The sequence below is a fragment of the Bacillus sp. FDAARGOS_235 genome, assembly GCF_002073415.2.
In the GTDB taxonomy this organism is placed as follows: Bacteria; Bacillota; Bacilli; order Bacillales; family Bacillaceae_G; genus Bacillus_A; species Bacillus_A toyonensis.
In genome coordinates this window covers 1,486,249-1,499,301 of record NZ_CP020437.2, presented here as the reverse complement: position 1 = coordinate 1,499,301, position 13,053 = coordinate 1,486,249, and the positions used below count along the sequence as shown (strand labels likewise).

The window sequence follows — 13,053 nt, the reverse complement described above, 5'->3', positions numbered from 1 at the left end:
ATCATGAAATGTAATGTGTAAGTATATGGTGGGAAGGAGTGGATATCTTGAAGAAGGTGGAGAAAATTATCATTCGTATATTAATAATTCAATTTATTTGTCTTTGTGTTGTGCAATTGTTATTTATACATAAGTCATCAATAAAATATCTATCTAAAATTGTTTATTATGAAGGTGTCGTCGCGAAAAATAAAGAAGAAATCTTACAGGTGAGTAGGTAGTTTTCGTTTTCTTCTAGGAAGGATTATGCTACAATAATTGAGGATTTAATGACGTGAAGCAAATGAGAAGAAGCAGGGATGAATACCTGCTTTTCGTTTTGTTTTATAAGTGAAAAAATGAGGTGTTACAATGGATAAACGAATTTCAATTGCTATAGATGGTCCAGCAGCTGCTGGGAAAAGTACAGTTGCAAAAGTTGTGGCAAAGAAGCTTTCTTACGTTTATATTGATACAGGCGCAATGTACCGTGCTATTACATATGCAGCCCTTGAACAAAAAGTGGATATTGAAAATGAAGAAAAGCTAATGGAAGTTGTAAAAAATGTGAATATTGAATTTCAACAAGGAGAAAATACACAACTTGTATTTTTAAATGGACAAGATGTTTCGGAAGTTATTCGTACGCCTGATGTGACGAATCGAGTATCTATTGTGGCAAAGCATCGTCTTGTTCGTGAAGAAATGGTTCGTCGTCAACAAGAATTAGCGGAAAAAGGCGGCGTTGTAATGGATGGCCGTGATATTGGTACACATGTGTTACCAGATGCTGAAGTGAAAATCTTTATGCTTGCTTCTGTAGAAGAAAGAGCGGAAAGAAGACATTTAGAAAATATAAATAAAGGTTTCGATTCTAATTTAGAGCAGTTACAAGAAGAAATTGCTCAGCGTGATAAATTGGATTCAGAACGCGAAGTTTCTCCTCTAAAAAAGGCTGATGATGCATTGGAATTAGATACAACTTCTTTATCAATTGAAGAAGTCGTCCAAAAAATTATGGGTATTGTTTCAGGAGTATTTGCGAAATAAAGAAAGGGGATTATCCTCTTTCTTTTTTTGTTTGTATAGAAATGTAAAGGATACGTGAATTGTGAGTCTCTTTCCTTGACAAATGAGCCGATTTATAAGAAGTTAGTTAAAGAGGAATAAAACTGTCAGAATATATTCGCTATTATATTTCAAAACATACTTTCTTCAAGATGATTTTGCTGTATACTATTTATATAGGATTAATATATTTTCTTATGAATGCTATTGAAAAAGAGTATGTGATGATAAATTCTTAAACATGCAAATGAAAACATTTGTTTTCATTTCGTATATACATAAAAATGCTTTGTCAATTCTGTAGGGAGGTATTTCCATGGTAGAGAAAATGAATGAAGAAGTTATGGATTCAAAAGAATTACAAGTTGGTGACGTTGTTACAGGTTCTGTAACGAAGGTTGAAGAAAAACAAGTGCTTGTAAATGTTGGATACAAAACAGATGGCGTAATTCCAATTAGTGAATTAGCTAACGTTCATATTGAAAAAGCAAGCGATGTTGTAGAATTAGATCAAACACTAGAATTGAAAATTATTAAATTAGAAGAAGATGATCTTGTTTTATCTAAACGTGCTGTTGATGCAGAAAAAGCATGGGTAGAATTACAAGAGAAATTTACTTCTGGTCATGTATTTGATGTTACTGTAAAAGATATCGTGAATGGTGGATTAGTTGTGGACCTAGGCGTTCGTGGTTTTATCCCAGCTTCACTTGTAGAAGTACATTATGTAGAAGACTTTTCTGACTATAAAGGAAAAACATTAGCGGTAAAAATTGTTGAATTAGACCGCGAAAAAAATCGTGTAATCCTTTCGCATAAAGCGGTAGTAGAATTAGAACTAGATTCTAAGAAAAAAGAAGCAATCTCTTCGTTAAAAGAAGGGGATATTGTTGAAGGAACAGTACAACGATTAACGGATTTTGGTGCTTTCGTTAACGTTGGTGGTGTGGACGGTTTAGTTCACATTTCGCAAATTTCACACGAACGTGTGGAGCAACCATCTGAAGTGCTAGAGCAAGGTCAAAAAGTAAAGGTAAAGGTGCTATCTGTTGATGCTGATACGCAACGTATCTCTTTATCAATTAAAGCAGCTCAGCCGGGACCTTGGGAAAATGTTGCTGGTGAAATAAAAGCTGGTGATATTCGTGAGGGAGTAGTAAAACGTCTAGTTACATTCGGTGCTTTCGTTGAAATTTTACCTGGCGTTGAAGGGCTTGTGCACGTATCTCAAATTGCAAATCGTCACGTGAAAAATCCAAATGAAGTATTGGAAATGGGACAAGAAGTAAAAGTGAAAGTACTTGAAGTACATGTAGCGGAAAAACGTATTTCTTTAAGTATAAAAGAAGCACTTGAAGAAAATAATGTAACAGAAGATTATAGCAAATATGAGCCAAATGCTGATTCTGCTACTTTCCAATTAAGTGATATTATTGGTGAACAACTGAAAAAATTAAAGAAATAAAGAGGGGTACGAGTGGTAAGGGCAAAACGTAAATTAGATCATATTGAATATGCTCTTTCTACTGGTCAGTCTCGTACGCATGGCTTTCATGATATTGATTTTGTGCATCAAAGCTTGCCAAATTCAAGTTATGATACTATAACATGTGAAACAAAAATCGGCGAACTTTCACTAAGTTCGCCGATTTTTATCAATGCGATGACTGGTGGTGGAGGAGAGCAAACGTTACATATTAATGAGCAACTAGCATATGTAGCGAAACATCATAATCTCGCTATGGCTGTAGGTTCGCAAATGGCAGCGTTAAAAGATGAGCGTGAGGCGGCTTCTTATAAGGTCGTTAGAAAGATAAATCCAAATGGGATTTTCTTTGCGAATTTAGGTAGTGAGGCAACTGTCGAACAGGCAGAGCGTGCCGTTGATATGATTGAAGCAAACGCACTACAAATTCATTTAAATGTTATACAAGAGTTAACGATGCCTGAAGGAGATCGTGATTTTACGGGGGTACTTCAGCGGATTGAACAAATTGTTTTAAAGAGTAAAATTCCTGTCATTGTAAAAGAAGTTGGATTTGGGATGAGTAAGGAAACAGTGCAACAGTTAGTGAGTATAGGTGTAACGGCAATTGATATTGGTGGACAAGGTGGTACAAATTTTGCTGCTGTTGAAAATGAAAGAAGACAGCGAATGCTTTCTTATTTTAATAACTGGGGCATACAAACAACTACCTCGATTATTGAAGCAACCTCTACAAATAACAACCTCTCTTTTATTGCATCTGGGGGCATACAAACAGCGCTTGACGTGGCGAAGGCAATCGCATTAGGGGCGAATACAACCGCATTTGCTGGATACTTTTTACGTATTTTAATGCAAGATGGTATCGAGAAGTTAGTGGATGAAATTGATCTTTTACATACAGATTTAAAATTTATTATGACAGCTCTTGGTGCGAAGACGATAGAAGAGTTGCAATCTGTACCTCTTGTTGTAAAGGGCGAAACGTATCATTGGTTAATGCAGCGTGGTATTGATACAACGCATTATAGTAGGAGATAAAAAAACCAACCGAACGGTTGGTTTTTTGTTTTCTATTCTTTTTTGTAATATAAAGTAGGGAACGGAATTAGTATTCTATAAAAAACAGACGTTTAATAAGATTAATTGTATATAAAAATATTATTCGGCGGAATTTGCAATTGAAAAAGAGGTTGCAAAAATGAGAAAATATAGAAGAGGTGATGCTGAATTATTAGAGAGAGTTTAAATTTCCTATGGGAAATAGGTGAAGGTGAAATTAAGTCATGGGAAAATTAGTATATAAAATATTATTTCAATATAAATAAAAATCATTAAAATAATTATGAAAAAAGACGGTTTCGGACAATATGGAAACCGTCTTTTTGTATGTTTAGTGCTGATTTTGCTTGCGAGCTTGCTCCGGTGTATCAAGACTTGTTGCACCGGGATATTGAAGTGATTGGTCGCGATCCGATTCAACGCGGCGTGATTCTCTTAGTTTTCGTTCTTGGCGATCTTTACCCATTGTGAATAGCACCTCCTTATTAAAAGTGTTGCTGTTATATGAAAAAACTATGCGTAAAGAAAGGGGGATTAACTTTCATAAAAAGTTCCCATAATGGAAAACATAGGAGGTGAAATGATGGATGGGAGTACTTTTTATTTTGTAGCTTGGATAGGGTGGGTTATCGTAACTTTCTTTATGAAAAAGGAATCTATTCGATGGAAGTTAAGTGCTTGTATATTGATTTTTATAATTTGCTCTCCGTTACATGTAACGATTGCTTCATTCACGGTATCAATAAATGCTCTTTTACTTTGTATTATTTCTTTTATAGGGATTACGCTATATTCTATTTGGAAAAAAATATATACCTTACTTTCGGCGCTTATTATTGCAATGTTATATACAAGTTTTCATTTGTTAGAAGTATATGACCCGATTTGGATTGTGGTGGATAGGTTGTTTCTGTTAAGTGGTGCCCTTGTGTATGCATCAGTTTTATTGCATGGAGATCGTTTCCTGCGATTATGTTCTTTATATATAGGGATGTTGCAAGGAGAGTTGTTAGTGAAACTTATTTTTCGAAAACTAAACTTCCCTTATGATTACGGTAGTTTAGCGTTTTTTGATATCATCGCCGTTTCTACATTGTTTATGACAATTTTATTTTGGATTGCAAAAGTATCAGTATACATGGAACAGTTTAAGCGGAAAACACGTAAAAGAAAGGCGAGGGTAATACATGACTGAATATACACCAGCCATTTTATGTGGCGTAATAGCAGGGACGGTAACGAGAGTGTTAATGCTTCGCACGGATACGCGGCAATATCCAACGAGGCTTCATGGGAAAATTATTCATATTGCGATGGGGTTAATTGCCGCAGCTTTAGGAGCGATTGCAATCCCGTCTATTTTGAAAAAAGATTTTTCTGCCATTACATTTCTTACGTTAGCAGCGACGCAATTTCGTGATGTGCGTAATATGGAAAGAAATACGCTTCAACAATTAGATGGATATGAGCTCGTACCGCGTGGAAATACATACATTGAAGGAATTGCATTAGTTTTTGAAAGTCGCAACTATTTGGCGATGTTAACGTCGTTTGCAACGACGTTTGCGTATATAGGGTTCCATTCATGGATTGCTGGAGTAATTATGGCTATAATAGCATTTTTTATTGCGAAAAAATTAATGTCAGGCAAAAGGTTACATGATCTTGTTGATATCGAGCATGTACCGCTTCGCTTTGAAGGAGCGGGGCTTTATATTGATAATATTTATATTATGAATATTGGATTGCCGGCAAGGCAAGAAGAAATTATGAAATATGGAATGGGTTTTATTTTAAAACCGAAATCAATTGATGCGATGGTTACAATTGCAAATTTAGGACAACGGCAAGCTATTTTACATGATGTCTCTGTTGCTCTAGGGATATATAGGGATTCAGGTACACCAGCACTTGTACCGTTAGCAAAGCGTGATTTAGAAGATGGAAGAGTTGGCATCTTTGTCTTGCCGCAAGACCAAGATGCCGAGAAAGCGATAGGTGTCATAGGGAATGTGCCAACGCTAGAAAGTGCCGTTCATATGTCATCGGAAGCCCCGAAAGGAAGGGGAGATAAAAGATGATGTTAGAAAGTGTTATTCTCGCGGTAATTACAACGACACCGGAAAAGTTTGCAGGCGGAGCTCCCTTATTTACTTGTGAGACGAAAGAGGAACTAGAATTTGTTGCAAATAATTTAGAGGCGATATTAGATGGTATTGCGCATCGCTTACAAGAGAATGTATATATTATTGTGAAACATTAGCAACGTGTGTTATAATATGAGGTGTTTTGATACGTTGAGAAATATTCTGGAATGCAAATCCCTTCTTGCACAAAGAAGGGTTTTTTACATAATAAACAGAAGCAAGTTGAAAGGATGAAAGTATATGCCGAAACCAGTAATAGCAATAGTAGGCCGCCCGAACGTAGGAAAATCTACTATTTTCAATAGAATTGTTGGAGAAAGAGTTTCAATCGTAGAAGATATACCAGGTATAACGCGAGACCGTATTTATAGTGCGGGAGAATGGTTAAATCATGAGTTTAACATTATTGATACAGGTGGAATTGATATTGGAGACGAGCCGTTCTTGACACAAATTCGTCAACAGGCGGAAGTAGCGATTGATGAAGCAGATGTTATCATTTTTATGACGAATGGTCGCGATGGTGTAACTGCAGCAGATGAAGAAGTTGCTAAAATTTTATATCGTTCTAAAAAACCTATTGTACTTGCGGTAAATAAGGTTGATAATCCAGAAATGCGTAGTGACATTTATGATTTCTATGCATTAGGATTCGGTGAGCCATTCCCGATTTCAGGTACACATGGCTTAGGACTTGGTGATTTGTTAGATGAAGCTGCAAATCATTTTCCGAAGATTGAAGAAGAAGCGTATGACGATGAAACAATCCGTTTCTCTTTAATTGGACGTCCAAACGTAGGGAAATCATCACTTGTAAATGCACTTCTTGGTCAAGAACGTGTAATTGTAAGTAATATAGCAGGAACGACACGTGATGCTGTTGATACACCATATAGCAAAGATGGTCAAGATTATGTAATTATCGATACAGCTGGTATGCGTAAAAAAGGGAAAGTATACGAAAGCACAGAAAAATATAGTGTACTTCGTGCGCTTAGAGCGATTGAACGTTCTGACGTTGTTTTAGTCGTTTTAGACGGAGAAGAAGGAATTATTGAACAGGATAAAAAAATTGCTGGATATGCTCATGATTCAGGACGAGCTGTTATTATCGTTGTAAACAAATGGGATGCAGTGAAAAAAGATGAGAAAACAATGAAAGCATTTGAAGAAAATATTCGTGCTCATTTCCAATTCTTGGACTATGCACCGATTGTATTCTTATCTGCGAAAACGAAAAAACGTACACAAACATTGTTACCAGTTATTAATGAAGTAAATGAAAGTCATAGTATCCGTGTACAAACGAATGTATTAAATGATGTAATTATGGATGCTGTAGCGATGAATCCAACGCCGACTCATAATGGTAGCCGTCTGAAGATCTTCTATGCGACACAGGTTGCGGTAAAACCACCGACATTTGTTGTGTTTGTAAACGATACAGAATTAATGCACTTTTCATATGAGCGCTTCTTAAAGAATCGTTTACGTGAAGCGTTCGGTTTTGTAGGAACACCGATTCACATTATCGCTAGAGCAAGAGACTAATGGAGAGGATGTGATTTTATGACAAAAATCACAGTAATAGGAGCAGGTAGCTGGGGAACAGCGTTAGCGATGGTATTAGCTGACAATGGACATGATGTACGTATTTGGGGAAATCGTTCTGAACTTATGGATGAGATTAATGCGAAACATGAGAATAGTCGATATCTTCCAGGAATTACATTGCCAAGCACAATCGTAGCCTACTCTTCTTTAGAAGAAGCATTAGTAGATGTAAATACAGTACTGTTAGTAGTACCGACGAAAGCGTACAGAGATGTATTACAAGAGATGAAAGAAATTGTTACAGAACCAGTTACGTGGATTCATGCAAGTAAAGGGATCGAACCAGGTACGTCAAAACGTATTTCGGAAGTGATTGAGGAAGAAATTCCAGAGAACTTGATTAAAGATGTTGTTGTACTGTCTGGACCGAGTCATGCTGAAGAAGTCGGCTTACGTCAAGCGACAACTGTTACATCGGCAGCGAAGCGTATGGAAGCGGCTGAGGAAGTACAAGATTTGTTTATGAATAGCTACTTCCGTGTATACACAAATCCTGATATTGTTGGAGTTGAGCTTGGTGGTGCTTTAAAAAATATTATCGCATTAGCTGCAGGGATAACGGATGGTCTTGGATTAGGTGATAATGCGAAAGCGGCATTAATGACACGTGGTTTAACGGAAATTGCTCGTTTAGGAAGAAAAATGGGCGGAAATCCTTTAACGTTCGCTGGTCTAACTGGTATGGGAGACTTGATAGTAACTTGTACAAGTGTTCATAGCCGAAATTGGCGTGCTGGAAATATGCTCGGAAAAGGGCACTCTTTAGAAGAAGTGTTAGAAAGTATGGGGATGGTTGTAGAAGGCGTAAGAACAACGAAAGCTGCTCATGAATTGGCAGAGAAGATGGAAGTTGAAATGCCGATTACAGCTGCTTTATATGACGTGTTGTTCAATGGGAATGATGTAAAGGATGCAGTAGGCTCATTGATGGGACGCGTTCGAAAACATGAAGTGGAAGCTATACCTGATTTACTTTAAATAAAAGCGACAGAAGTACAATTTGTACTCCTGTCGCTTTTTTATTTTTTGATTGGGTCTTTTCACCATTTTTTTATTTTTGCATAGGATGAAGTGTAACTTGAGGAGAGGGTGAAAAGAATGGATAATAACATTTTTAATAATATTGAGAAGGAAGCGAAAGTGAACAAAGAGGATATTTTTAAATTAGCGTCATCTGTACAAAATGCGAATTTACGTGATGAAACTGTGCTTCGTCAATTGATTCATCAAGTAGCTCTTATGGCAGGACGTGAGGTGCCGAAAGAGCAAGAGGATCAAATTGTAAAAGCGATTATTAACAATAATATGCCAGCAGATTTTGGCTCGTTAAGCAAAATGTTTAAAAAATAAATTATGAGAAACAAAGAGATTGTAGATTGCATATGATAGCCATGAAAGAATGGGAATAGAGCTGGTAAGGGCATATTTGGTCAACCGAAGCGCAAAATAATGCGCTTCGGTTTTATTTTTGTACATAAATTTTGTTAATTTACATTAAAATGATGAATTGTATTTGTTTAAAGATTTTAATTTGTTAAAATAGTATAAAAATAGATTGAAAGTAAAGGGGTGTATATATGTCAGAAGGGCTTATAAAAATGTGGTTTTCCTTAGGGGCAATGGGATTTATGTTTGTTGCAGTAGTTTTTATTTTATTAAGTAGGCATAAAATGAAAAATAAATTTCTGAAAGGGATTACAGCGTTAGTAGCGTACACCCTCATGATTGTGTCGGGTATTGTTATTTTTCTTGTTGTATTTAGTGGACCTGTGGAGCAGTAAGAGGAGTGTATCTCAAAATGTTACATAAGGAGTAAGTTATACTAGCGTGAAAAGGTGATTGTTAGTGAAAAAAATCCATATTATTTTAATATTTTGTTGCATCAGCGTTTTAACAGGGTGTATGTATCCGAAAGAAAATATGAAACAAAATGCTGTTCCTTATGAAGATCAGTTACAAGTTGTTCAAAAAGCTATTACGACATATAAGGAACAAAATGGTGGGATATTGCCAATTAAAACGCGTGATATGAGTACACCTATTTATCAAAAGTATCCAATCGATTTTCAAAAAATTGCTCCGCGCTACATACAAGAAGCACCAGGGAATGCGTATGAAAGTGGAGGGGTATACCAATACGTATTAATAGATGTTGAAACAAATCCGACCGTAAAGTTAATTGATATAAGGATGGTTGAACAAATTCAGGAATTATCATTAAAACTAAGGATGTACCGTGATGAACATAGATATCCACCGTTTAAAAAAGTAATTTCAGACGGGGTATATGAATTGGATTACAAAAAACTAGGATATAAAGATGTACCGCAAGTGACAAGTCCGTATTCTGGTAAAGGACTTCCTTTTGTAATCAATGAAAAAGGAGAAGTATTTGTTGACTACAGAATCGACTTATATGAAGTGTTGAAAAAAAATGAAGGGCAATTTAAGGAAGGAGAAGATATTCGAAATATACTATCGAAAGACTCCCCATTTGTTCCCGCATATTCTTTACCGTATACGGTGAAGGACGGAGAACCAATTTTTTTTAAATCATAAGTCATGAACCTTTCTTTTAGCGAATAAGTTCTAGAAGAAAGGTTTTTTATGTTATACAACTTGTGATGCAAACAAAAAGTATTTTTTAAATAGTCATATGAAATTGGACAAAATTATTTGATATATTGTCCGAACTTCTAGAATACCATTATATTATATCAGATATTATAGGCAACGTTAGAGAAGGTATTAGTTGACTATATACGCGGAATTATTCCCAAAAATTTTGAGGGAGGGAATCACTTGGAAAAGGTAGATATTTTTAAAGATATTGCGGAACGCACAGGCGGTGATATTTATTTTGGAGTTGTAGGAGCTGTTCGAACAGGGAAATCAACATTCATTAAAAAATTTATGGAACTTGTTGTTATTCCGAACATTGAGAATGAATCTGACCGCCAAAGAGCGCAGGATGAACTGCCTCAAAGTGCTGCTGGTCGTACAATCATGACGACGGAACCGAAGTTTGTTCCAAACCAAGCGGTTTCTATCGAAGTAGATGAAGGACTTGAAGTAAATATTCGATTAGTAGATTGTGTTGGATATACGGTTCCAGGAGCAAAAGGCTATGAAGATGAGAATGGCCCGCGTATGATTAATACTCCTTGGTATGAAGAGCCTATTCCATTCCATGAAGCTGCAGAAATCGGCACGCGCAAAGTAATTCAAGAACATTCAACAATTGGTGTTGTAATTACAACGGATGGAACGATTGGCGAAATACCAAGAAGAGATTATATAGAGGCAGAAGAACGCGTTGTAAATGAGTTAAAAGAAGTTGGAAAGCCTTTCATTATGATTATCAATACTGTACAGCCGTATCATCCGGATACAGAGCAATTACGCCAAAGTTTATCTGAAGAATATGATATACCAGTAATTGCGATGAGTGTAGAGAGTTTAAGAGAAACAGATGTATATAATGTACTTCGAGAAGCGTTATTTGAGTTCCCAGTATTAGAGGTGAATGTAAACCTTCCTAGTTGGGTAATGGTGCTAAATGAAGGGCATTGGTTACGCAAAAGTTATCAAGAAGCAGTTCAAGAGACTGTGAAGGATATAAAACGTCTTCGTGATGTGGACCGTGTCGTTTGGCAGTTTAGTCAATATGAATTTATTGATCGGGCAAGTCTAGCTGGCATTGATATGGGGCAAGGTGTGGCAGAGATTGATTTATATGCGCCAGATGAATTGTACGATCAAATTTTAAAAGAAGTAGTAGGGGTAGAAATTCGAGGGAAAGATCATTTACTGAAGCTTATGCTCGACTTATCTCATGCGAAAATAGAATATGATCAAGTGGCGGATGCCCTGCGTATGGTAAAGCAAACAGGATATGGTGTAGCAGCACCTGCACTAGCTGATATGAGCTTAGATGAGCCGGAAATCATACGTCACGGTTCAAGGTTTGGTGTGAAATTAAAAGCGGTAGCTCCATCTATTCATATGATTAAAGTAGATGTTGAATCGACGTTTGAGCCGATTATTGGTACTGAAAAGCAAAGTGAAGAATTAGTTCGTTATTTAATGCAAGATTTTGAAGATGATCCATTATCAATTTGGAATTCCGATATATTCGGACGTTCGCTTAGCTCTATTGTTCGAGAAGGAATTCAAGCAAAACTATCTTTAATGCCAGAAAATGCTAGATATAAATTAAAAGAAACACTAGAAAGAATTATTAATGAAGGATCTGGCGGATTAATTGCGATTATATTATAAGAAAAAATCCCTCTCATTGTAGAGGGATTTTTTTATTTTTTACGTATGGAATAGAAAAATAAACAGTCATTATCTAATACATTGTTGTAAATTGTCAAGTTTCATCAGATTTTCACATTTTAAGAGTAACAATTTCCTTAAAAATATTGAATTATAAAGGAGAATCGTATAATATAGGCGTTGATAATGATTTATCTACATCTTTGTAGTATAGAATTTGTAAAAATTGCCTACAAATGAAAGTAAGACTCATTTTATGATCATTATACAGTCTTATCTTTGGGAGGAGGTGAATGGCATGAACAAGACAGATTTAATCAATGCTGTTGCAGAAGCAAGTTCCCTTTCTAAAAAGGACGCAACAAAAGCAGTAGACGCTGTTTTTGATTCTATCTTAGAAGCTTTAAAACAAGGTGATAAAGTACAATTGATCGGATTCGGTAACTTCGAAGTTCGTGAGCGTGCGGCTCGTAAAGGTCGTAACCCACAAACAGGTGAGGAGATTGAAATCGCTGCAAGTAAAGTACCTGCATTCAAACCTGGTAAAGCGTTAAAAGATGCGGTTAAATAATCCTTACATATTAACAGGGAAGAAGAGTTTCCTTTTTGGGAACTCTTCTTTTTGCTTTTAAAAACATAAATATGCTAGAATGTGTTCGTATCACTTTTAGGTTTTCGGGAGGGCTAGCGGATGGCAAAAGTTAATTTAGAACAAATTGAACACGCAGTACGCCTTATTTTAGAGGCAATCGGAGATGACCCAAATCGTGAGGGAGTACTTGATACACCGAAGCGCGTTGCAAAAATGTACGCAGAAGTGTTCTCGGGGATGCATGAAGATCCAAAAGAGCATTTGCATAAAGTATTCGGAGAAGATCACGAAGAGCTTGTACTAGTAAAAGATATACCATTTTATTCGATGTGTGAGCATCATCTAGTTCCATTCTATGGAGTTGCTCACGTTGCATATATTCCGCAAGGCGGAAAGGTGACGGGGTTAAGTAAATTAGCTCGTACTGTAGATACAATTGCACGTCGTCCACAACTACAAGAACGTATTACATCAACAGTGGCTAATTCTATCATGGAAGTACTAGAGCCGCATGGTGTAATGGTAGTAGTAGAAGCAGAACATATGTGTATGACGATGCGTGGTGTGAAAAAACCAGGTGCGAAAACGATAACGACGGCAGTACGTGGTGTGCTTGAAAATGATGCTGCAGCGCGTAGTGAAATTTTATCTTTTATTAAAACGAAGTAAAGAAAAGCGGGAAACTGCTTTTCTTTTTTTTACAAGTAAATAAATGATATAGTGTTAGTTGGGCAGAGTGAGAATAGAAAGATTGCTTACATCAATGGAAGGTGTAGCCAAGTTTTGGTTATAGAAAATAGAATGTATGTGTTATAATAAGTTTT

Annotated in this window: 16 protein-coding genes; 15 read left to right on the top strand and 1 reads right to left on the bottom strand. The window is 36.3% G+C overall.

Going from position 1 to position 13,053, the window contains the following annotated elements; genetic code table 11:
* Nucleotides 1-47: 47 nt before the first annotated feature.
* The 4 genes from A6J74_RS29975 to A6J74_RS09310 all read left to right on the top strand — a co-directional run bounded on the left by A6J74_RS29975 (nucleotide 48) and on the right by A6J74_RS09310 (nucleotide 3,574).
* Nucleotides 48-221, top strand: coding sequence for a DUF5359 family protein (locus A6J74_RS29975; protein WP_000754950.1), 174 nt, complete (start codon nucleotides 48-50; stop codon nucleotides 219-221).
* 130 nt (nucleotides 222-351) lie between these two features.
* Nucleotides 352-1,029: a (d)CMP kinase gene (cmk, locus tag A6J74_RS09320; protein ID WP_000361259.1), complete on the top strand. Its 678-nt coding sequence runs from the start codon at nucleotides 352-354 to the stop codon at nucleotides 1,027-1,029.
* Between the two features lie 334 nt (nucleotides 1,030-1,363).
* Nucleotides 1,364-2,512 carry a 30S ribosomal protein S1 gene (gene rpsA / locus A6J74_RS09315; RefSeq protein ID WP_000229553.1) on the top strand — a complete coding sequence of 383 codons (1,149 nt, stop codon included), beginning with the start codon at nucleotides 1,364-1,366 and terminating at the stop codon, nucleotides 2,510-2,512.
* 12 nt (nucleotides 2,513-2,524) lie between these two features.
* On the top strand, nucleotides 2,525-3,574 hold the full coding sequence (locus A6J74_RS09310; RefSeq protein ID WP_000251049.1) for a type 2 isopentenyl-diphosphate Delta-isomerase: 1,050 nt from the start codon (nucleotides 2,525-2,527) through the stop codon (nucleotides 3,572-3,574).
* A 352-nt stretch (nucleotides 3,575-3,926) separates the two neighbouring features.
* Here the strand turns inward: A6J74_RS09310 and A6J74_RS09305 are convergent, their stop codons facing one another.
* Nucleotides 3,927-4,061, bottom strand: a complete 135-nt coding sequence (locus tag A6J74_RS09305) for a YpzI family protein (RefSeq protein ID WP_000513901.1) — start codon at nucleotides 4,059-4,061, stop codon at nucleotides 3,927-3,929.
* 117 nt (nucleotides 4,062-4,178) lie between these two features.
* Here A6J74_RS09305 and A6J74_RS09300 point away from each other — a divergent pair, with 117 nt between their 5' ends.
* The 11 genes from A6J74_RS09300 (at nucleotide 4,179) to folE (ending at nucleotide 12,898) form a co-directional block, all read left to right on the top strand.
* The gene (locus tag A6J74_RS09300; protein WP_000349113.1) at nucleotides 4,179-4,790 is read left to right on the top strand and encodes a YphA family membrane protein; all 612 of its coding nucleotides are present in this window, start codon (nucleotides 4,179-4,181) and stop codon (nucleotides 4,788-4,790) included.
* Entirely contained in the window at nucleotides 4,783-5,676 is an 894-nt protein-coding gene (locus A6J74_RS09295; RefSeq protein ID WP_000141591.1) for a YIEGIA family protein, read from the top strand. The genes A6J74_RS09300 and A6J74_RS09295 overlap by 8 nt, the downstream gene beginning before the upstream one ends.
* Nucleotides 5,673-5,858 carry a capping complex subunit for YIEGIA gene (locus A6J74_RS09290; protein ID WP_000979055.1) on the top strand — a complete coding sequence of 62 codons (186 nt, stop codon included), beginning with the start codon at nucleotides 5,673-5,675 and terminating at the stop codon, nucleotides 5,856-5,858. Before A6J74_RS09295 ends, A6J74_RS09290 begins: the two co-directional genes overlap by 4 nt.
* A gap of 124 nt (nucleotides 5,859-5,982) precedes the next feature.
* Nucleotides 5,983-7,293, top strand: coding sequence for a ribosome biogenesis GTPase Der (der, locus tag A6J74_RS09285; protein WP_001125887.1), 1,311 nt, complete (start codon nucleotides 5,983-5,985; stop codon nucleotides 7,291-7,293).
* A gap of 18 nt (nucleotides 7,294-7,311) precedes the next feature.
* The gene (locus tag A6J74_RS09280) at nucleotides 7,312-8,334 is read left to right on the top strand and encodes an NAD(P)H-dependent glycerol-3-phosphate dehydrogenase (protein ID WP_000161758.1); all 1,023 of its coding nucleotides are present in this window, start codon (nucleotides 7,312-7,314) and stop codon (nucleotides 8,332-8,334) included.
* 120 nt (nucleotides 8,335-8,454) lie between these two features.
* Complete coding sequence (locus tag A6J74_RS09275; protein ID WP_000369753.1) at nucleotides 8,455-8,706, top strand: stage VI sporulation protein F; 252 nt, start codon at nucleotides 8,455-8,457, stop codon at nucleotides 8,704-8,706.
* A 227-nt stretch (nucleotides 8,707-8,933) separates the two neighbouring features.
* Nucleotides 8,934-9,137 carry a DUF2768 domain-containing protein gene (locus tag A6J74_RS09270; RefSeq protein WP_001289001.1) on the top strand — a complete coding sequence of 68 codons (204 nt, stop codon included), beginning with the start codon at nucleotides 8,934-8,936 and terminating at the stop codon, nucleotides 9,135-9,137.
* Nucleotides 9,138-9,201: 64 nt separating this feature from the next.
* Nucleotides 9,202-9,915 (top strand): hypothetical protein, encoded by a 714-nt coding sequence (locus A6J74_RS09265; protein ID WP_000719829.1) that lies wholly within the window; start codon nucleotides 9,202-9,204, stop codon nucleotides 9,913-9,915.
* A gap of 243 nt (nucleotides 9,916-10,158) precedes the next feature.
* Nucleotides 10,159-11,637 carry a stage IV sporulation protein A gene (gene spoIVA / locus A6J74_RS09260; protein ID WP_000416518.1) on the top strand — a complete coding sequence of 493 codons (1,479 nt, stop codon included), beginning with the start codon at nucleotides 10,159-10,161 and terminating at the stop codon, nucleotides 11,635-11,637.
* A gap of 298 nt (nucleotides 11,638-11,935) precedes the next feature.
* Nucleotides 11,936-12,208 carry an HU family DNA-binding protein gene (locus tag A6J74_RS09255; RefSeq protein ID WP_001043860.1) on the top strand — a complete coding sequence of 91 codons (273 nt, stop codon included), beginning with the start codon at nucleotides 11,936-11,938 and terminating at the stop codon, nucleotides 12,206-12,208.
* Between the two features lie 120 nt (nucleotides 12,209-12,328).
* Nucleotides 12,329-12,898, top strand: coding sequence for a GTP cyclohydrolase I FolE (gene folE, locus A6J74_RS09250; protein WP_001151479.1), 570 nt, complete (start codon nucleotides 12,329-12,331; stop codon nucleotides 12,896-12,898).
* Nucleotides 12,899-13,053: the final 155 nt, after the last annotated feature.